Consider the following 18187-nt stretch of genomic DNA (forward strand, 5'->3'; position numbering starts at 1 on the left):
CCCTGTCGACGCCCCGCAGCGGGCGCCGGGGAGCCCTGTCCCACCGGCGGATCGTCGCCGTCCCTCTCGAAAGGACTCGCCCCATGTGCGGAATCTCCGGCAGCTACGGATTCGGAGCGGACACCGAGGACATCGCGCGGCGGATGAACGCCTGCCTCGCCCACCGGGGGCCCGACGGTGAGGGCCTGTTCCTCTCCGGGAGCGCGGGACTGGCCCACCGCCGCCTGGCCATCATCGACCGCGAGAGCGGCGACCAGCCGATGACCACGGCGGACGGCCGCCACACGATCGTCTACAACGGCGAGGTCTACAACTACCTGGAGCTGCGCGCCGAGCTCGAGGCCACCGGCCGGACCTTCGCCACCGACTCCGACACCGAGGTGCTGCTGCAGGCCCACGCCGCGTGGGGCAGCGACTCCTACGACCGGTTCAACGGCATGTTCGCCTTCGCGATCCACGACGCCGAGACCGACACCCTCACGATCGCCCGCGACCACTTCGGCATCAAGCCGCTGTACTACTGGCACGACGAGACCACCGGGCGGGTGCTGTTCTCCTCGGAGATCCGGGCCCTGCTCGCCGCCGGCGTGTTCGAGGCCGCGCCGGATGACCGCGCCGTGTACCGGTACCTGAAGTTCCGCGCCCACGACGACGACGAGCAGACCTTCTTCGCCGGCGTCAAGCGCCTGATGGCCGGGCAGATGCTGGTGATCGACGCCGATGGCGTGCGCACCGAGTCCTTCACGCGCCTGCAGGACGAGCTGCGCGAGATCGCCTCCCGCCCCGGCCGCCCCTACAGCGAGCAGGTGGTGGACGAGTACCGCGAGCGGTTCATGGAGTCCGTGCGGCTGCGCCTGCAGTCCGAGGTGCCCGTGGGGACCTCCCTCTCCGGCGGGCTGGACTCCTCCGCGGTGGCCGCAGTGATCGCCAAGCACCTGCGCGAGCAGCCTGAGGACGGCGACTTCGCCGCGGTGGGCTCGCGCCAGAACACGTTCTCCGCCGTGTTCCCCAACTCCAGCAACGACGAGGAGCGGTACGTCGACGCGCTGCTGGCGGACTACCAGGGGCAGATCACCGCCCACAAGATCCACCCGGACTCCCGTGAGTTCCTCGAGGACCTGCAGGACTTCGTGCGCACCCAGGAGGAGCCGATCATCTCCTCCGGCCCCTACGCCCAGTACGCGGTGATGCGGGAGGCCAGCAAGCACGTGACGGTGCTGCTGGACGGCCAGGGCGCCGACGAGATGATGGCCGGGTACAACCCGTACTTCTACGTGTACCTGCGCCAGCTGCGCCGCCAGAAGCGGTTCAAGGAGCTGGCCTCCGAGGTGGTGGGCTCGCGGGACATCCTGCGCAAGCTCGCCCGCACCAAGTACTCCGGCCGCACCTCCGTTCCCATCGAGGCCCTGCTAAACTCCGGGTTCGTCGCAGCGCACGCGGGGGAGAAGGTCACCTCGGTGCAGGACGACCTCAAGGAGCGCCTGCTGCAGGACACCTTCCGCAGCTCCCTGCCCTCGCTGCTGCGCTACGAGGACAGGAACACCATGCGCTTCAGCATCGAGGGACGCGTCCCGTTCGTGGACAAGGAGCTGCTGAAGTTCCTGTTCTCCCTGGACGAGTCCGCGATCATCCACGACGGCTGGAACAAGCGGATCCTGCGCGAGTCGATGTTCGGGATCCTGCCGGACATGATCTCCAAGCGCCGCAACAAGATCGGCTTCACCACGCCCGAGAGCGAGTGGTTCCGCAAGAACGCTGCCGCCCTGCGGGAGATCTTCGCCTCCGCCACCTTCGCCTCCCGCCCCTACTTCGAGTCCCGCAGCGTGCTGGCCCTGTTCGACGACTACATGGCCCACCCCGACAAGCACGGCACCCTGATGTTCTGGCGCCTGCTGAACGTCGAGCTGTGGATGCGGGCCTTCTTCGACCAGCACCCCGCATCACGGGCCGGCGACGAGGACGAGGCCCCGGGGGTCGGCGCGGGGGACATCGCCGCAGCGGCCGGCGCCGCGTCGCAGGAGGACCCGGCCGGGACGCCCAAGAGCGATTACGACCCGAACCCGGACAAGCAGCTTGACCTGGTCTCGGAGGTCGACGGCCACACCTGGCGCCGCTTCCCCCTGCAGACCGGTCTGATCGCGCGCGGTGACGACCTGGAGGATCTGGTCCGCGGGCACGTGGAGCGCTTCGCCGCGGGCCTGCCCGAGGACGCACTGCCCGCCGGACGCCCCTGGTACTTCGTCATCAGCGAGAAGATCGTGGCGATCAGCCAGGGTCGCTCCTGGTTCACCTGGGAGATCGCCCCCCGCCGCTCCGCCACGGTGCTCAGCCGCTTCGTCTCCCGCACCCCTGCCGGCATCGGCCTGGGGGACCCCACCACCATGGAGCTGGCCATCCGCGAGGTGGGGCTGCCACGCGTGGTCGCGGCCTCCGCCGTGGGCGCGGCCGGCAAGGTGATCGGCAAGCGCGGCCTGTTCTACCGGGTCGTCGGCAGCAACGTGCGCGCGATCGACGGCCCGACCGTCTACTCCGCCTTCCCCTCGAACGTCTCCGCGAAGCTTCCGCCGAAGGACCCCGACGGCGTCTCGGCCCGCCTGTCCGCGGCCATCCGTGCCGCCGACATCCCCGCCGCGCTGCGCGACAGCTTCGCCGGCACCGTGGTGATGGACGCCAACGACATCGGTCGCAACGTGCTGGGCTCGGACGCCTCGGTTCCGGCCGAGCGCCTGGAGGCCACCTTCGCGGACAACCCGCTGGGCCAGGGCCGCCAGCGCACGCCGCTGGCGATCCTGGTGGATCTGGGCGACCCCGGTACCGTAGCGGCCCGGTGACCGGGACCGCTGCTGGACTAGGCTCTGAGGACATGAACGAGAACGTGAGCACGGGCACCGGCGCCGCCGATGGTGACATCGCCTTCCGGTCCGACATGACCGTCCAGCTGGTGAAGTCCGCGGCGCAGGACGGTGACGTCGTCTTCGCCGCCCGGGTCTCCACCCAGGGGGAGCAGACCGTCGCCATCGCCGGGGAGGAGGCCTCCACCCGGGACCGCGGCCTGATCCGCTACCTGATGCGGGACCGTCACGGCAGCCCCTTCGAGCACAACAGCTTCACGTTCTACGTCGAGGCGCCGATCTTCGTGTTCCGGGAGTTCATGCGGCACCGCATCGCCTCCTACAACGAGGAGTCCGGCCGCTACCGCGAGATGCGGCCCGTGTTCTACGTGCCCTCGCGCGAGCGCAACCTGATCCAGGTGGGCAAGCCCGGCGCCTACGTGTTCGAGCCCGGCACCGCCGAGCAGCACGAGCTGGTCGAGGAGTCCGTGCGCAACGAGTCCACCTCCGCCTACCGCTCCTACCAGCGGATGCTGCAGGCCGGCGTGGCCCGCGAGGTGGCCCGCACGGTGCTGCCGCTGAACCTGTACTCCTCGATGTACACCACCATGAACGCCCGCGCGCTGATGAACTTCCTCAGCCTGCGCACGAAGAAGGACAACGCCGCCTTCCCCTCGTTCCCGCAGCGCGAGATCGAGATGGTCGCCGAGCTGATGGAGGAGCACTTCCGCCAGGCGATGCCGCTCACCCACGCCGCTTTCGAGGACGGCGGGCGCATCGCCCCGTGAACCGCACACACTCCGGGAGGAGACCATGACCCAGCACACCCGCCGCGCGCGACCCTTCGGGGCGGTGGGGACCGCGATGGTCACCCCGCTCACCGAGGACGCCTCCGGCGTCGACCTGGACGCCGCCCAGCGCCTCGCCGCCCACGTCGTGGAGCACGGCAACGACATGATCGTCGTCTCCGGCACCACCGGTGAGGCGCCCACCCTCAGCGACGGCGAGAAGATCGACCTGGCCCGCGCCGTCCGCGAGGCCGTGGGCCCCGAGGTGACGATCCTGGCCGGGGTGGGCACGTACGACACCGCCCACTCGGTCCACCTGGCCCGTGCCCACGCCGAGCTCGAGATCGACGGCCTGCTGGTGGTCACCCCCTACTACTCCAAGCCCAGCCAGGCCGGCATCATCCAGCACACCCGTGCCATCGCCGATGCCACCGATCTGCCGGTGATGCTGTACGACATCCCCGGCCGCGCCGGGGTGCCGCTCACCCTCGAGACGCTGCTGCGCCTGGGTGAGCACGAGCGGATCCTCGCGGTCAAGGACGCCAAGGCGGATCTGCAGCAGGCCACCGTGGTGATGGAGCGCTCGGGCCTGGCCTACTACTCCGGCGAGGACGCACTGAACCTGCCCTGGCTGGCCATCGGCGCCTCCGGCATGGTCTCGGTGGTCTCCCAGGTGGCCGGCGACCTCGAGAAGCGCCTGGTGGACGCTGTGGACCGCTCCGACCTGGCCGCCGCCCGCGAGGCCCACCAGCTGCTCGCCCCCCTGGTGGAGGCGATCATGACCCACATGCCCGGCGCGGTCGCCGCGAAGACCGCCCTCGCCCTGCAGGGCGTGCTTCCCCACGCCACCATGCGCGGCCCCCTGCTGGCGGCCGATGACGACCAGACCCGTGCCCTGGCCGCCGCCCTCGAGGCCGCCACCGGCATCCCGCCGCTCGACCCCTCCCGGAGGCCCTCCGCATGACCACCGCATTCACCGACCGTCTGAACCAGCCTCCGAAGCTGCGCAGGGACACCTTGCGCATCATCCCGCTGGGCGGGCTGGGGGACGTGGGCCGCAACATGGCGGTGCTCGAGTTCGAGGGACGCCTGCTGATCATCGACTGCGGCGTGCTCTTCCCCGAGGACGCCCAGCCCGGTGTGGACCTGATCCTGCCGGACTTCGACCAGATCCGCGACCGGCTCGACGACGTCGCCGCGATCGTGCTCACCCACGGCCACGAGGACCACATCGGCGCCGTCCCCTACCTGCTGCGCCTCAAGCCCGACATCCCCCTGGTGGGCAGCCAGCTCACCCTGGCCTTCGTCGAGGCCAAGCTGCGGGAGCACCGCATCACTCCCTACACCCTCGCCGTGAAGGAGGGGCAGAAGGAGTCCTTCGGCCCCTTCGACTGCGAGTTCGTGGCGGTGAACCACTCCATCCCCGACGCCCTCGCGGTGCACGTGAGCACCCCGGCCGGCACCGTGCTGCACACCGGTGACTTCAAGATGGACCAGCTGCCGCTGGACGGCCGCATCACTGACCTGCGGGCCTTCGCGCGCCTGGGCGAGCAGGGCGTGGACCTGTTCATGGTGGACTCCACCAACGCCGAGGTGCCCGGCTTCACGGTGGGCGAGCAGGAGATCGGCCCCACGCTGAACTCGATCTTCGCCCGCGCGCGGCAGAAGATCGTGGTGGCCTCCTTCTCCAGTCACGTGCACCGCGTCCAGCAGGTGCTGGACGCCGCCGCGACGCACGGCCGCAAGGTGGCCTTCGTGGGCCGGTCCATGGTGCGCAACATGGGCATCGCCGCCGAGATGGGCTACCTGCACGTGCCCGACGAGATCCTGGTGGACGTCAAGCGGATCGACGACCTGCCCGATGAGCAGGTGGTGCTGATGTGCACCGGCAGCCAGGGCGAGCCGATGGCCGCGCTGGGACGCATCGCCAACCGGGACCATCGCGTCAGCGTGGGCCCCGGTGACGTGGTCATCCTGGCCTCCTCCCTGATCCCCGGCAACGAGCACGCCGTGTTCCGCGTGGTCAACGGTCTGATGGCGCTGGGAGCCGAGGTGGTCCACAAGGGCAACGCGAAGGTGCACACCTCCGGCCACGCCAGCGCCGGCGAGCTGCTGTACTGCTACAACATCGTGCGGCCCAAGAACGTGATGCCCATCCACGGCGAGGTGCGCCACCTGATCGCCAACGGCCGCGTCGCCGAGGCCACCGGCATCCCTGAGAAGAACGTGGTGCTCGCCAAGGACGGCCACGTCGTAGACCTCAAGGACGGCGTGGCGAAGGTCGTGGGGGAGGTCCCCAACGGCTACGTGTACGTCGACGGTTCCAGCGTGGGCGCGATCTCCGAGGCGGATCTGAAGGACCGCCGGATCCTGGGCGACGAGGGCTTCATCTCCCTGTTCGCCGTGGTCAACTCCGAGACCGGCGCCCTCATTGCGGGACCCGAGATCCACGCCCGGGGCGTGGCCGAGGACGACGAGGTGTTCGAGAGGATCCGGCCCGAGATCATCAAGGCGCTCGAGCAGGCCGTGGCCGATCAGTCCAACCGCCGCGACACCCACCAGCTGCAGCAGGTGATGCGCCGCGTGATCGGCCGCTACGTGTCCCAGCGCCTGCGTCGCCGCCCCATGATCATCCCCATCGTGATCGAGGCCTGAGACCCGCTCCTGCCTGCGCCGGGAGCTCGCCCCACCCGTGTCGCACCGTGCCCCGGGACCCGGGCCGTGACACGCCCGCGGGCGTGATCCTCGCCCCGCTGCCGCGAAAGTCCCCGGCCCGCTTCCCGGGCCGGGGAGGGCCCACGCGGTAGATTGACATCCATGGCGACACGTACGTCTTCCCCCGCACGTGCGTCGAAAGGCTCCTCCCGGACCTCCGCGTCCGGGACCTCGCGCACCAAGGGTGCCGCGAGCAGTGACCCGTCGGCGCTTCCGCTGCCGGTGCGCGCAGCCCGCTCCGGCTACCTCTCCCTGTCCCGTATGGTGGGCGGCTTCGTCCGCTCCATCGGGGTGCAGCGGTGGGAGGTGGTCCCGGAGCAGCGCCGCGACGGCTACGCCCTGTTCCTGATGCTGCTGGCCGTGCTGGTGGCCGTGGTGGAGTGGTGGCAGGCATCCGGCCCGGTGCTGGGCGCCGTCCACACCGTGGTGGCCGGGACCTTCGGGATCTCCTCCGTGGTGATCCCGCTGCTGCTGGCCGGCTGGTCGCTGCGCATGTTCCGTCGACCGGACCAGGTGCGCGCCAACTCCCGCATCGCGATCGGGATCGCGATCCTGCTCACCGCGATCTCCGCGATCGCGTCGGTCTCCGCCCGCCTGCCCGCCCCGGCCGATGGCATCGCCGCCCTGGCCCGCGGAGGCGGCGTGCTGGGCTACCTCGCCGCCGCACCGCTGGAGGCCCTGCTGCCCTCGGTCGCGGTGATCGTGATCCACTCCCTGCTGATCGCCTTCGGCGTGCTGGTGCTCACCGCCACGCCCGTGGAGTCGATCCCCTCGCGGGTGCGCCACGTGTACGACGCGATGGTGGGCCGCAGCGAGGAGGAGGACGCCGAGCGCCTGGCCTTCGGCCTGCGCCCCCGCCGCCCGGACCCGGCCCTGCACGAGCAGGAGACCGAAGCCCAGCCTGCCGGTCGCCCGCGCCGCCGCAGCCGCCGCGAGAAGGAGCAGGCCCAGCAGGCGGAGGCCGCCGGTCGCGACCACGACGACTTCGGCTACGCCGGCGACGAGGCCTTCGACACGCCCGTCGGCGACGGGCAGGCAGCGCCCCGTCGCCGTGGCTCCGCGCGCGCACCGAAGGGGGAGCGCCGCGACGCCACCGAGGTGTTCGACGTCGTCGAGGACGAGAACCAGCGCGCCAAGACCTTCCCCGCCGGTCCCGCTGCCACCAGGGCCGAGCGCACCGGCGCGGCCGCTGCCGCGAACGGGGCGGGCGAGAAGCCAGCAGGCGCCACGCGACCGGAGAAGACGGCCAAGAAGAGCGGTGCCGACGGCGAGGCCGCAGGCCCCAGCACCAAGGCCGAGCTGGCGCCCCCGCCCATGGGGGACCTGCCGCGCGCCGGGGAGCAGCTGGAGCTGGCCGGGGACGTGGTCTACACCCTGCCGGACTCCTCCTTCCTGCTGGAGGGCCCGCCCCACAAGACCCGCTCCGAGGCCAACGACCGCGTGGTCGAGGCCCTGGGCGAGGTGTTCGAGCAGTTCAACGTCAACGCCGAGGTGGTGGGCTTCTCCCGCGGCCCCACGGTGACCCGCTACGAGGTGGAGCTGGCCCCCGGCACCAAGGTCGAGAAGGTCACGGCCCTGGACAAGAACATCTCCTACGCCGTCGCCAGCGCCGACGTCCGCATCCTCTCGCCGATCCCCGGCAAGAAGGCCATCGGCATCGAGATCCCCAACACCGACCGCGAGACGGTCGCCCTGGGCGACGTGCTGCGCTCCGCCGTGGCCCGCCGCAACGAGCACCCCATGGTGATGGGCGTGGGCAAGGACGTCGAGGGCGGCTACGTGGTCGCCAATCTCGCCAAGATGCCCCACATGCTGGTCGCAGGCGCCACCGGCGCCGGCAAGTCCAGCTTCGTCAACTCCATGATCACCTCGATCCTGATGCGCGCCACCCCCGAGGAGGTGCGCATGGTGCTGGTCGATCCCAAGCGCGTCGAGCTCACCATCTACGAGGGCATCCCGCACCTGATCACCCCGATCATCACCAACCCGAAGAAGGCCGCCGAGGCCCTCGAATGGGTCGTCAAGGAGATGGACGCCCGCTACGACGACCTCGCAGCGTTCGGCTTCAAGCACATCGACGACTTCAACAAGGCCGTGCGCGCCGGCGAGGTGACCGCGCCCCCGGGCAGCGAGCGCAGGATCGCCCCCTACCCGTACCTGCTGGTCGTGGTCGACGAGCTGGCGGACCTGATGATGGTCGCCCCCCGTGACGTGGAGGCCTCCATCCAGCGCATCACCCAGCTGGCCCGCGCGGCCGGCATCCACCTGGTGCTGGCCACCCAGCGTCCCAGCGTCGACGTGGTCACCGGCATCATCAAGGCCAACGTCCCCAGCCGCCTCGCCTTCGCCACCTCCTCGCTTCAGGACTCCCGGGTGATCCTGGACGCCGTCGGCGCGGAGAAGCTGATCGGTCAGGGCGACGCCCTGTTCCACCCGATGGGCAAGGCCAAGCCGATGCGCGTGCAGGGCGCCTGGGTCAACGAGTCGGAGATCCACAAGGTCGTCGACCACGTGAAGACCCAGATGAAGCCCTCCTACCGCGAGGACGTCACCGTCGCCGCCGCCAAGAAGCAGATCGACGACGACATCGGGGACGATCTCGACGTCCTGCTGCAGGCGGCCGAGCTGGTGGTCACCACCCAGTTCGGCTCCACCTCCATGCTGCAGCGCAAGCTGCGGGTGGGCTTCGCCAAGGCCGGCCGTCTGATGGACCTGCTGGAGTCGCGGGAGATCGTGGGCCCCTCCGAGGGCTCCAAGGCCCGCGACGTGCTGGTGCACCCCGACGACCTGGCCGGTGCCATCGCCCGCATCCGCGGGGAGGACGAGCCCGCCGGCGCTGGCCCCAGCGATGCGGCCGCCGAGGCCTACGACGAGGGCGCGGTGGACGTCGAGGGGGAGGCCGCCGGCGAGCGCGGGACCGGCAGCTCGCACGGTGGCCCGGACGGCAGCGGGGACGACGACGCGGGCGATGACCGCTACGGCAGTGATCCGCTGGCCGACGACGGCACCGAACCCGCCACCGACTACTACGACCGGGACGACACGGAGGACGGGAGGACGCATGGAGCCTCACCGGCCGCTGACCCCGCCCGCCCCGCCGGCCCCGCCCCGGTCGTTCTCTCCGCCGCGCCCGCACCGATCACAGGAGCCCCGATGACCGCGCCCTCCGCACCCCCTGCACGGCCCGTCCCGCTGTGGAACATCGCCAACATCCTCACCATGGTGCGCATGGTGATGGTGCCGGTGCTCGTGGTGCTGGCCGTGATCCACCCCGACTCCGTGGGCGGTCGGATCCTGGTCACCGTTGTGTTCCTGCTCGCGATGCTGACCGACCTGGCCGACGGCCACCTGGCTCGCTCCCGGGGCCTGATCACCGACTTCGGCAAGATCATGGACCCCATCGCCGACAAGGCCATGACCGGTGCCGCCCTGATCATGCTCTCGGTGTGGGAGTACGTGCCGTGGTGGATGACCGTGCTGATCCTGGTGCGGGAGTTCGGCATCACGATCATGCGGTTCACGATCCTGAAGTACGGGGCGCTGCCGGCCAACTGGGCCGGGAAGGCCAAGACCGTGGTGCAGACCATCGCGATCACCTTCTGCCTGATGCCCTTCGAGCTGTGGTGGGGGCCCGCTCGCTGGATCGGCCTGGCTCTGGTGCTGCTGGCCGTGGTGCTCACCGTGTGGTCGGGTCTGGTGAACCTCAAGGACGGCCTGCGGCTGCGCCGTGAGGCCCTGGCCGCCCCCGATGCCCGCCCCTGAGCGGACTTCCGCCATGGATCGCATCGCCCCGCGGACGGACCCGGCTCGGGTGATCGCCGCGGCCGTCGAGCGCGGGCTGTCGATCGCGACGGCCGAGTCGCTCACCGCCGGCGCACTGGTCGCACGGCTGGTGGACGTCCCCGGCTCCAGCGCCGCGATCGCCGGGGGAGCGGCCTGCTACTCCTACCAGGCCAAGACCCGGGTGCTCGGCGTGGACGCCGGCCTGCTGGAGCGCGAGGGCGCGGTCAGTTCCGAGGTGGCACGTCGGATGGCCGCCGGGGCCCGTGCCCTGTACGCGGCCGACGTCGCCATCGCCACCACCGGCGTGGCCGGACCTGGACCGGACGAGCGGGCAGTGCCCGCAGGGACCGTGTTCCTGGCGGTCGACCGTGATGACGCTGATCCCGTGGTGGAGGAGCTCCATCTGCCCGGCGACCGGGCCGCTGTGCGCACCGCCACGGTGGACGCCGCGCTGACGCTGCTGCTGCACTGCCTGACCAGGCGGTGACCAGCTCGCTCACACGTGCCGCAGGGACGCGTCGGGAGGCGAACGCTGCGAGCACGTCCACAATTCCCAGTCGCCCCGAGACCACGCCCACTACAATCGGGGAACACTTGCGCGGGTGGGGACGTTGTACCCGGCACGATGAACCCCACGTTCCGCGCCCATGCAGCGCACCACGCACAGCACCACCAGAGGAAGGGAGGCAGCGCCATGGCACTGTTCCGCCACGAGCTCGGTGACGTCCTGCGGGATGCACGCCGCTCCCAGGGCCGCACCCTGCGCCAGGTGTCCTCCGATGCCCGCGTCTCCCTCGGCTACCTCAGCGAGATCGAGCGGGGCCAGAAGGAGGCCTCCAGTGAGCTGCTGGTCTCCGTCACCGACGCTCTCGGGCTCCCGCTGTCCTTCGTCCTGCGGGAGGTCTCCGACCGCATCGCGGTCGCCGAGGGCGTCTGCGTCCCGGACACCGTCCCCGATGAGCTCACCGATGCCGCCGGCCCCTTGGTCGGCGCCCGCTGACGTGCGGCGCAGCGAGTTCGGCGAACTGGCCGACCACGTCTTCGGGCCTGCCCTGGCCCGCACCTACACCCGCGATCTGGTCCTCGAACCGATGGGCGGGCGCACCGCCGAACAGGCCCTCGATGAGGGCCTGCCGGTGCGTGCCGTCTGGACGGCCCTGTGCGATGCGATGGACGTGCCGGAATCGGACCGCTGGGAGATCCCCCCGCATCTGCGGCGCTGACCGCGCCCTCGGGCACGGTGCCGGATGTCGGCGCGACACGCCGAGGATCCTCAGTGCGACACGGCGGGGAACCGACCACGCGACACGCTGATTTCGAACGCGTGTTCGGGTACAGTGATCCGCGACGGACACCCCGATCACGATGTTCCTCCCCAACGCTCGTCCTTCCACAGCTCGGGCGGGGCCGCATCGTTCGTCGGAGCCCCCGCCTAGTGTGGCCGCACGGTCAGCACGCCGGCACCCCGGCCCTCTGGAAGGAAATCCTCATATGCCCGCAGCGAAGAACGCCCCGAAGGACCGCTCGTCCTCCCTCGACGCCGCGCTCGCGCAGATCGACCGCCAGTTCGGCAAGGGCTCGATCATGCGCCTCGGTGACGACACCCGCCCCCCGGTCGAGGTGATCCCCACCGGCTCGGTCGCCCTCGATGCCGCGCTCGGCATCGGCGGTCTGCCCCGCGGGCGCATCGTGGAGATCTACGGCCCGGAGTCCTCCGGCAAGACCACCGTCGCTCTCCACGCCGTGGCCAACGCCCAGCGCAACGGCGGCATCGCCGCCTTCATCGACGCTGAGCACGCGATGGATCCCGAGTACGCCAAGAAGCTCGGGGTGGACACCGACGCACTGCTGGTCTCCCAGCCGGACACCGGTGAGCAGGCCCTGGAGATCACCGACATGCTGGTGCGCTCCGGCGCGCTGGACGTCATCGTCATCGACTCGGTGGCCGCCCTGGTCCCCAAGGCGGAGATCGAGGGTGAGATGGGTGACTCCCACGTAGGTCTCCAGGCCCGCCTGATGTCCCAGGCGCTGCGCAAGCTGGCAGGTGCGCTGTCCTCCACCAACACCACCGCCATCTTCATCAACCAGCTGCGCGAGAAGATCGGCGTGTTCTTCGGCAGCCCGGAGACCACCACCGGCGGCAAGGCCCTCAAGTTCTACGCCTCGGTGCGGATGGACATCCGCCGCATCGAGACCCTCAAGGCCGGGACGGACTCCGTGGGCAACCGCACCCGCGTCAAGGTCGTGAAGAACAAGATGGCCCCGCCGTTCAAGCAGGCCGAGTTCGACATCCTCTACGGGCAGGGCATCTCCCGCGAGGGCAGCCTGATCGATCTCGGCGTGGAGCACGGCATCGTGCGCAAGTCCGGTGCCTGGTTCACCTACGAGGGCGACCAGCTGGGCCAGGGCAAGGAGAACTCCCGGCAGTTCCTCAAGGACAACCCCGATCTGGCCGCCGAGATCGAGGACAAGATCCTGCGCGCCCTCGGCGTGGGCCCCTACGCCGAGAAGTCCGGTGATGCCGGTGCCGAGCCGGATGACGCCCTCGCGCAGGACGAGTTCCTCGACGAGGACGTCCCGGCCACCATCTGATCCGTGCCCACCGCACACAGCACCGAGGTCCGGGAGCGGCTGCAGGAGCGCACCAGGGAGATCCTGGAGCGCCCCCACGCTGCCCCGGATCCCCAGGCCGCCGAGCATGAGAAGGCTGTGGTCCACGAGTGCCGCTACCTGATGCGTCTGCTGGCCACCCGGCGCCGCTCGGCGGGGGAGATGCACGCACGGCTGGAGCAGCGTGAGGTCCCGGCGGCCGTCGCCCACGAGGCGATGGCCCGCATCGATCGTGCAGGTCTGATCGACGATGCCGCCTTCGCCTGTGAATGGGTGAGCCAGCGGCGCGAGCTGAGATCCCTGTCTGACGAAGCCCTGCGACGCGAGCTGCGGGATCGACGCGTGAGCGAGGACCATATCGAGCACGCCCTGGCCGCTGGGGAGACCGAGGGTGAGGAGCAGCGCTGCCGTGAACTGGTCCGCTCCCGCCTGCGCCCCGAGCTCGTGCGCCTGCGCGAGGATACGGATGGATCCCACCATCGCCGCCTGGCGCGCCGGCTCGATGCCCTGCTCACCCGCAAGGGCTACCCCGGGGACCTCGCGGTCCAGGTGATCGCCGCCGAGCTGCGCGCCGCCGCCCAGGACTGACCAACCTCACGCCGCCCGGGCGGGAAGTGCGCCCGCCCGCGCCGTACCCTGGAGTCACCATGAGCACCACCACCGCCCCCGCGCCGCGCGGCACCTACCAGGTGCGCACCTTCGGCTGCCAGATGAACGTGCACGACTCCGAGCGCCTCACCGGCCTGCTCGAGGACTCCGGCTACGTCGCCGCACCGCAGACAGCCGACGCCAAGAAGGGCGAGGTGGACGTGGTGGTGTTCAACACCTGCGCGGTGCGGGAGAACGCCAGCAACAAGCTCTACGGCAACCTCGGGGCCCTGCGCGCCGCCAAGGACGCCAACCCCGGGATGCAGATCGCCATCGGCGGCTGCCTCGCGCAGAAGGACCGCTCCACTATCGTCGAGCGCGCCCCGTGGGTGGACGTCGTCTTCGGCACCCACAACATCGGCTCCCTGCCGGTGCTGCTGGACCGCGCCCGCCACAACGCAGAGGCCCAGGTGGAGATCCTGGAGTCCCTGGAGGTCTTCCCCTCCACCCTGCCCACGCGCCGGGAGTCCGCCTACGCGGCCTGGGTGTCCATCAGCGTGGGCTGCAACAACACCTGCACCTTCTGCATCGTCCCCTCCCTGCGCGGCAAGGAGAAGGATCGCCGCCCCGGCGACGTACTCGCCGAGGTGCGGGAGGTGGTGGACGCCGGCGCCATCGAGGTGACTCTGCTGGGGCAGAACGTCAACTCCTACGGTGTCGAGTTCGGGGACCGCGGCGCCTTCGCCAAGCTGCTGCGGGCCTGCGGGGAGATCGAGGGACTGGAGCGGGTGCGCTTCACCAGCCCACACCCGGCCATGTTCACCGATGACGTGATCGAGGCGATGGCCGAGACCCCCACCGTGATGCCGCAGCTGCACATGCCGCTGCAGTCCGGCTCCGACGACGTGCTGCGCCGCATGCGCCGCTCCTACCGCTCCAGCAGGTTCCTGGGCATCCTGGACCGCGTGCGCGAACGGATCCCCGAGGCGGCCATCACCACCGACATCATCGTCGGCTTCCCCGGCGAGACCGAGCAGGACTTCCAGGCCACCCTCGACGTGGTCGAGCAGTCCCGCTTCTCCAGCGCATTCACCTTCCAGTACTCGATCCGCCCCGGCACACCGGCCGCCACCATGGAGGGCCAGATCCCCAAGGCCGTGGTGCAGGAGCGCTACGAGCGCCTGACCGCTCTGCAGGACCGCATCACCCTGGAGGAGAACCAGCGCCTGGAGCAACAGGTGGTGGAGGTGCTGGTGGCCGAGGGCGAGGGCAACCGGGACCGCCAGACGCACCGCATCTCCGGGAGGGCGCGGGACCATCGCCTGGTTCACCTGGCCCTGCCCGAGGACCTCCCCGCCGCCGAACGCCCACGACCGGGCGACCTGGTCACCGTGACGGTCACGCGTGCTGCCCCGCACTACCTGATCGCCGACAGCGCAGAGGTTCCCGGACGCACCTGGGACCAGCTCGACCCCGCGCAGTTCTCGGTGCGGCGCACCCGTTCCGGCGATGCCTGGGAGGCAGGCGTGCAGGGCATCGAGCCTGGCGGCTCCTGCGGGAGCGGCCAGGTGGCCTCCAGTCCGCCCGGGCCCGTGGGGCTGGGGATGCCGAGCCTGCGCCCTCGCTGAGGCGAGCCCGCAGGCGTAGGCAGGACCCGGCCTCCGGCCGGGCCGGTCCGCAGCGCTGGCCGGATGAGTCCGCGCGGGGACTCAGTGCGGCCGGCAGCCGCCCCGAGCGGCGTCGGTCACCGAGCGGCGTCAGTCATCGAGCTCGTCGAGCTCCGCGCCCAGGCGCTCCTCCAGGCTGTGGAAGAACGCGATCACTGTGCTGAGCCCGCAGTTGATCGACCTGTCGATCTGGTCGTCCAGCGCCCCGGAACGGAAGTCGGAGGCCAGTTCGCCGTACACGCCCAGCAGGCCCTCGGATTCGCGCCGCACATAGACCTTCGGCCAGATGCGGTTCATGTTCCACTCGTTGCACAGCTTGACCATCTCCACCTTGCGGGAGACGTCCACGGTGTGGTTCCAGCGGCCGCGGGTCTGCATCACGCTGTGCTCGTCGCCAGTCAGCATGAACTGGAAGCGGTAGTCGTCGAAGCGGGCGCGCAGCACGTCGGGGTGCTCCTCGTCCTCGACGAAGGCGTATCCGAGCCGGCCCAGGCTCTCCTCGACGCGCTCCAGGGACATCGGCGTCAGAGCCGTGCGGGAGTCCGTCGTGGCGGGGGACTCGTTCGATGCAGTCACATCAACCTCGGTCAGTGCGATCGTGTAGGAAGGCCCAGAGCGACCAGGCCGCCGCCCACCATACTCCTTCGCCCCGGTCGAACCGAGGGAAAGGTCAGTGATCCCGCTGACCCCGCCGGCCGCACGCCCCGATAGGGTGCAGCCCATGGACCCCGCCCCGCTCGTCGCCGTCGTCGGCGCGACCGCCACCGGGAAGTCCGATCTCGCGATCGCCCTGGCCCAGCACCTGGGCGGCGAGATCGTCAACGCCGACGCCCTCCAGCTGTACCGGGGCATGGACATCGGCACCGCGAAGGTCCCGCCCCGTGAGCGACTGGGGATCCCGCACCACCAGCTGGACGTGCTGGCCGTCACCGAGGAGGCCAGCGTGGCCGCCTATCAGCGGGAGGCGCGGGCGGCGATCGCGGGCATCCGTGAGCGTGGCCGGGTCCCGATCCTCGTGGGCGGTTCCGGCCTGTACGTGCGCGCCGCGCTGGACGACATCGAGTTCCCGCCCACCGATCCGGCCGTGCGCGGGCGCATCGAGCAGCGCGGCCACCGCATCGGCACACGAGCGCTCCACGCCGAGCTGGCCCGCATCGACCCTGACTCGGCCGGGATCATCGGTGAGGGGGATCTGCGGCGCATCGTGCGCGCACTCGAGGTGGGGGAGCTCACGGGCCGCCCCTACACGGCGTTCCTGCCGCGCCCCGTGCACCATGACCCCTCCACCGTGCAGATCGGGCTGCGCCTGGAGCGCGCCGGGCTGCACGAGCGGATCAGCCTGCGGGTGCACCGCATGGTCGAGCAGGGGCTGCTGGCCGAGGTGCGCGGACTGCGCGAACAGGGTCTGGACCAGGGCCGCACCGCCCGCCGAGCCATCGGCTACGAGCAGGCCCTCGCCGTGCTCGACGGCACCATGGACTGCGGCGCTGCGATCGAGTCGACCGTCGTGGGCACCCGCCGTCTGGTGCGGAAGCAGGACACCTGGTTCCGACGCGACCCCAGGGTGCGCTGGATCGACGCCTCGCAGCCCGCCTCGCAGCTGCGGGAGGCCGCGCTCGATCAGATCGCACTGGCCCGGGCGAACTAGGCTCGCACCATGGACACCGGCCTCGCCTTCACCAAGGGTCACGGAACCCGCAACGACTTCGTGCTGCTGGACGACCCCGACGGCATCCTCGATCTCGATGCCGCGACGGTGGTGGCACTGGCCGACCGGCGCGGCGGCATCGGCGGTGACGGCGTGATCCGCGTGGTGCGCACCCGCGCTGCGGGGATCGAAGCACCGGCCGATGCCCCCGAGTGGTTCATGGACTATCGCAACGCGGACGGCTCCCTCGCCGAGATGTGCGGCAACGGCGTGCGCGTGTTCGCCGCCCACCTGCGCGCCGCCGGCCACGTGGACACGGACGCCTTCCAGATCTGGACCCGGGCCGGTCTGCGCACCGTCGAGATCCTGTCACGCCCCCGGCACGACGGCGCCGACTGGACCGTGCGGGTGGGCATGGGAGCACCCGCGCTGGAGGAGAACGACCGCCGGCTCAGCATCGACGGGCACGAGCTGATCGCCTACGACGTGGACATGGGCAACCCCCACGCGGTCGCGTTCCTGCCCGAGGGCGTGCACCTGGACCAGCTGGACCTCACCCGCCGCCCCGGCATCGCGCCCGACCCCGAGGGCGGGACCAACATGGAGTTCGTGCAGCAGCGCGGGGACCACCACGTGGCGATGCGGGTGTTCGAGCGCGGGGTGGGGGAGACCGACTCCTGCGGCACTCTCCAGGTGGCCCGCCGCGGCGAGGAGGTCACCCTCACCGGGCCTGCCCGACTGGTGGCCGACGGCGTGTTCCGCGGCTGAGCCCAGGCGGCCCGGGCCGGCGGGGAACTCTCCTCGCTCAGCCTTCCTCCGGCCCCACCTCGAGGATGCGGAAGCCCTTCGCGCTGGCTGCCTTGCGCACCTCGCGTGCGGGCAGCTGCTCGCCCAGCCAGCGGGCCAGGGGGTCCGCCCCCAGGTTCTTCCCCACCACCAGAGCAGCGGTCCCCGTCGGGGCCAGGCGCGCCGTCCAGTGCAGCAGCAGCGCATGCAGCTCCTGCTTGCCGATCCTGATCGGCGGGTTGGACCAGATCGCGTCGAACCGCACATCGTCCGGCACCTCCTCCGGAGCGGCCACCCGCACTCGGTCCAGGCCCAGCCGCTCCGCATTGGCGCGGGTGAGAGCACGCGCACGCGCGGTGACGTCCACCGCCCACACCTCCGCGTCGGGATGCAGAAGCGCGGCGCTGAGCGCGATCGGTCCCCACCCGCATCCCAGGTCCAGGATCCTCGCGCCGGGAGGCACGGGGGCCAGCACGTCCAGCCGATCCAGCAGCACGGCGGTGGCCTTGTCCAGGCCTCGGGCGGAGAAGACCGCACTGCTGGAGACCAGGTCCCGCTCCGCGCCCGCCAGGTGCACCCGCAGCGGGAAGGGTGCCTGATCTGCCTCGCTGGCGGGGGAGAAGTAGTGCTCGCTCACCCCGCCAGGATACGGAGCCTCCCGGCCGTGACCGCGCCGCAGGGCCGGGGATGCCCGTGATCCCTCTCGGCCCTGCGCTTAATCCCTCGACCTCCGCAACCTGTCGTGGGATTCTGGATGTCCGCGTCGCACGA

At 70.9% G+C, this 18187-nt stretch carries 14 protein-coding genes and 2 pseudogenes; 14 read left to right on the plus strand and 2 right to left on the minus strand.

Annotated features, from left to right (window positions below; genetic code table 11):
• Positions 1-83: 83 nt before the first annotated feature.
• The 12 genes and pseudogenes from asnB (at position 84) to miaB (ending at position 14943) form a co-directional block, all read left to right on the plus strand.
• Complete coding sequence (asnB, locus tag IOE58_RS09125; protein ID WP_193866087.1) at positions 84-2831, plus strand: asparagine synthase (glutamine-hydrolyzing); 2748 nt, start codon at positions 84-86, stop codon at positions 2829-2831.
• A 32-nt stretch (positions 2832-2863) separates the two neighbouring features.
• Positions 2864-3619: an FAD-dependent thymidylate synthase gene (gene thyX, locus IOE58_RS09130; protein WP_193866088.1), complete on the plus strand. Its 756-nt coding sequence runs from the start codon at positions 2864-2866 to the stop codon at positions 3617-3619.
• Positions 3620-3644: 25 nt separating this feature from the next.
• Positions 3645-4583 carry a 4-hydroxy-tetrahydrodipicolinate synthase gene (dapA, locus tag IOE58_RS09135; protein ID WP_193866089.1) on the plus strand — a complete coding sequence of 313 codons (939 nt, stop codon included), beginning with the start codon at positions 3645-3647 and terminating at the stop codon, positions 4581-4583.
• Positions 4580-6274, plus strand: coding sequence for a ribonuclease J (locus IOE58_RS09140; RefSeq protein ID WP_193866090.1), 1695 nt, complete (start codon positions 4580-4582; stop codon positions 6272-6274). Before dapA ends, IOE58_RS09140 begins: the two co-directional genes overlap by 4 nt.
• Positions 6275-6595: 321 nt before the next feature.
• Positions 6596-9417, plus strand: a pseudogene (locus IOE58_RS09145) (DNA translocase FtsK 4TM domain-containing protein).
• A gap of 124 nt (positions 9418-9541) precedes the next feature.
• Positions 9542-10096, plus strand: a pseudogene (gene pgsA / locus IOE58_RS14870) (CDP-diacylglycerol--glycerol-3-phosphate 3-phosphatidyltransferase); the annotation flags it as partial.
• A gap of 13 nt (positions 10097-10109) precedes the next feature.
• On the plus strand, positions 10110-10604 hold the full coding sequence (locus tag IOE58_RS09155) for a CinA family protein (RefSeq protein ID WP_193866092.1): 495 nt from the start codon (positions 10110-10112) through the stop codon (positions 10602-10604).
• A 207-nt stretch (positions 10605-10811) separates the two neighbouring features.
• Entirely contained in the window at positions 10812-11117 is a 306-nt protein-coding gene (locus IOE58_RS09160; RefSeq protein WP_193866158.1) for a helix-turn-helix domain-containing protein, read from the plus strand.
• Position 11118: 1 nt separating this feature from the next.
• On the plus strand, positions 11119-11340 hold the full coding sequence (locus IOE58_RS09165) for a DUF3046 domain-containing protein (RefSeq protein ID WP_193866159.1): 222 nt from the start codon (positions 11119-11121) through the stop codon (positions 11338-11340).
• Positions 11341-11608: 268 nt separating this feature from the next.
• Positions 11609-12709: a recombinase RecA gene (recA, locus tag IOE58_RS09170; RefSeq protein ID WP_193866093.1), complete on the plus strand. Its 1101-nt coding sequence runs from the start codon at positions 11609-11611 to the stop codon at positions 12707-12709.
• Between the two features lie 3 nt (positions 12710-12712).
• Complete coding sequence (locus IOE58_RS09175) at positions 12713-13315, plus strand: regulatory protein RecX (protein WP_193866094.1); 603 nt, start codon at positions 12713-12715, stop codon at positions 13313-13315.
• Positions 13316-13374: 59 nt separating this feature from the next.
• On the plus strand, positions 13375-14943 hold the full coding sequence (miaB, locus tag IOE58_RS09180) for a tRNA (N6-isopentenyl adenosine(37)-C2)-methylthiotransferase MiaB (protein ID WP_193866095.1): 1569 nt from the start codon (positions 13375-13377) through the stop codon (positions 14941-14943).
• A gap of 129 nt (positions 14944-15072) precedes the next feature.
• Here the strand turns inward: miaB and IOE58_RS09185 are convergent, their stop codons facing one another.
• The gene (locus IOE58_RS09185; RefSeq protein WP_259790307.1) at positions 15073-15558 is read right to left on the minus strand and encodes a type III secretion system chaperone family protein; all 486 of its coding nucleotides are present in this window, start codon (positions 15556-15558) and stop codon (positions 15073-15075) included.
• Between the two features lie 145 nt (positions 15559-15703).
• Between IOE58_RS09185 and miaA the strand changes: the two genes are divergently transcribed.
• Together miaA and dapF are read left to right on the plus strand one after the other, a co-directional pair.
• Positions 15704-16630: a tRNA (adenosine(37)-N6)-dimethylallyltransferase MiaA gene (gene miaA, locus IOE58_RS09190; protein ID WP_193866096.1), complete on the plus strand. Its 927-nt coding sequence runs from the start codon at positions 15704-15706 to the stop codon at positions 16628-16630.
• Positions 16631-16639: 9 nt separating this feature from the next.
• The gene (gene dapF, locus IOE58_RS09195; protein ID WP_193866097.1) at positions 16640-17398 is read left to right on the plus strand and encodes a diaminopimelate epimerase; all 759 of its coding nucleotides are present in this window, start codon (positions 16640-16642) and stop codon (positions 17396-17398) included.
• A 37-nt stretch (positions 17399-17435) separates the two neighbouring features.
• On the opposite strand, the gene IOE58_RS09200 is transcribed toward dapF, so the two are convergent.
• Entirely contained in the window at positions 17436-18053 is a 618-nt protein-coding gene (locus IOE58_RS09200; RefSeq protein ID WP_193866098.1) for a class I SAM-dependent methyltransferase, read from the minus strand.
• Between the last annotated feature and the right edge of the window lie 134 nt (positions 18054-18187).

The organism is Brachybacterium epidermidis, from assembly GCF_015209585.1.
Lineage (GTDB): Bacteria > Actinomycetota > Actinomycetes > Actinomycetales > Dermabacteraceae > Brachybacterium > Brachybacterium epidermidis.

What these genes read in the sequence shown, in the direction of transcription:
- recA (WP_193866093.1), top strand. Translation starts at nt 11,609, where the DNA reads ATGCCCGCAGCGAAGAACGCCCCGAAGGACCGCTCGTCCTCCCTCGAC.
- dapF (WP_193866097.1), top strand. Translation starts at nt 16,640, where the DNA reads ATGGACACCGGCCTCGCCTTCACCAAGGGTCACGGAACCCGCAACGAC.
- miaB (WP_193866095.1), top strand. Translation starts at nt 13,375, where the DNA reads ATGAGCACCACCACCGCCCCCGCGCCGCGCGGCACCTACCAGGTGCGC.
- asnB (WP_193866087.1), top strand. Translation starts at nt 84, where the DNA reads ATGTGCGGAATCTCCGGCAGCTACGGATTCGGAGCGGACACCGAGGAC.
- miaA (WP_193866096.1), top strand. Translation starts at nt 15,704, where the DNA reads ATGGACCCCGCCCCGCTCGTCGCCGTCGTCGGCGCGACCGCCACCGGG.
- IOE58_RS09155 (WP_193866092.1), top strand. Translation starts at nt 10,110, where the DNA reads ATGGATCGCATCGCCCCGCGGACGGACCCGGCTCGGGTGATCGCCGCG.
- IOE58_RS09160 (WP_193866158.1), top strand. Translation starts at nt 10,812, where the DNA reads ATGGCACTGTTCCGCCACGAGCTCGGTGACGTCCTGCGGGATGCACGC.
- IOE58_RS09140 (WP_193866090.1), top strand. Translation starts at nt 4,580, where the DNA reads ATGACCACCGCATTCACCGACCGTCTGAACCAGCCTCCGAAGCTGCGC.
- dapA (WP_193866089.1), top strand. Translation starts at nt 3,645, where the DNA reads ATGACCCAGCACACCCGCCGCGCGCGACCCTTCGGGGCGGTGGGGACC.
- thyX (WP_193866088.1), top strand. Translation starts at nt 2,864, where the DNA reads ATGAACGAGAACGTGAGCACGGGCACCGGCGCCGCCGATGGTGACATC.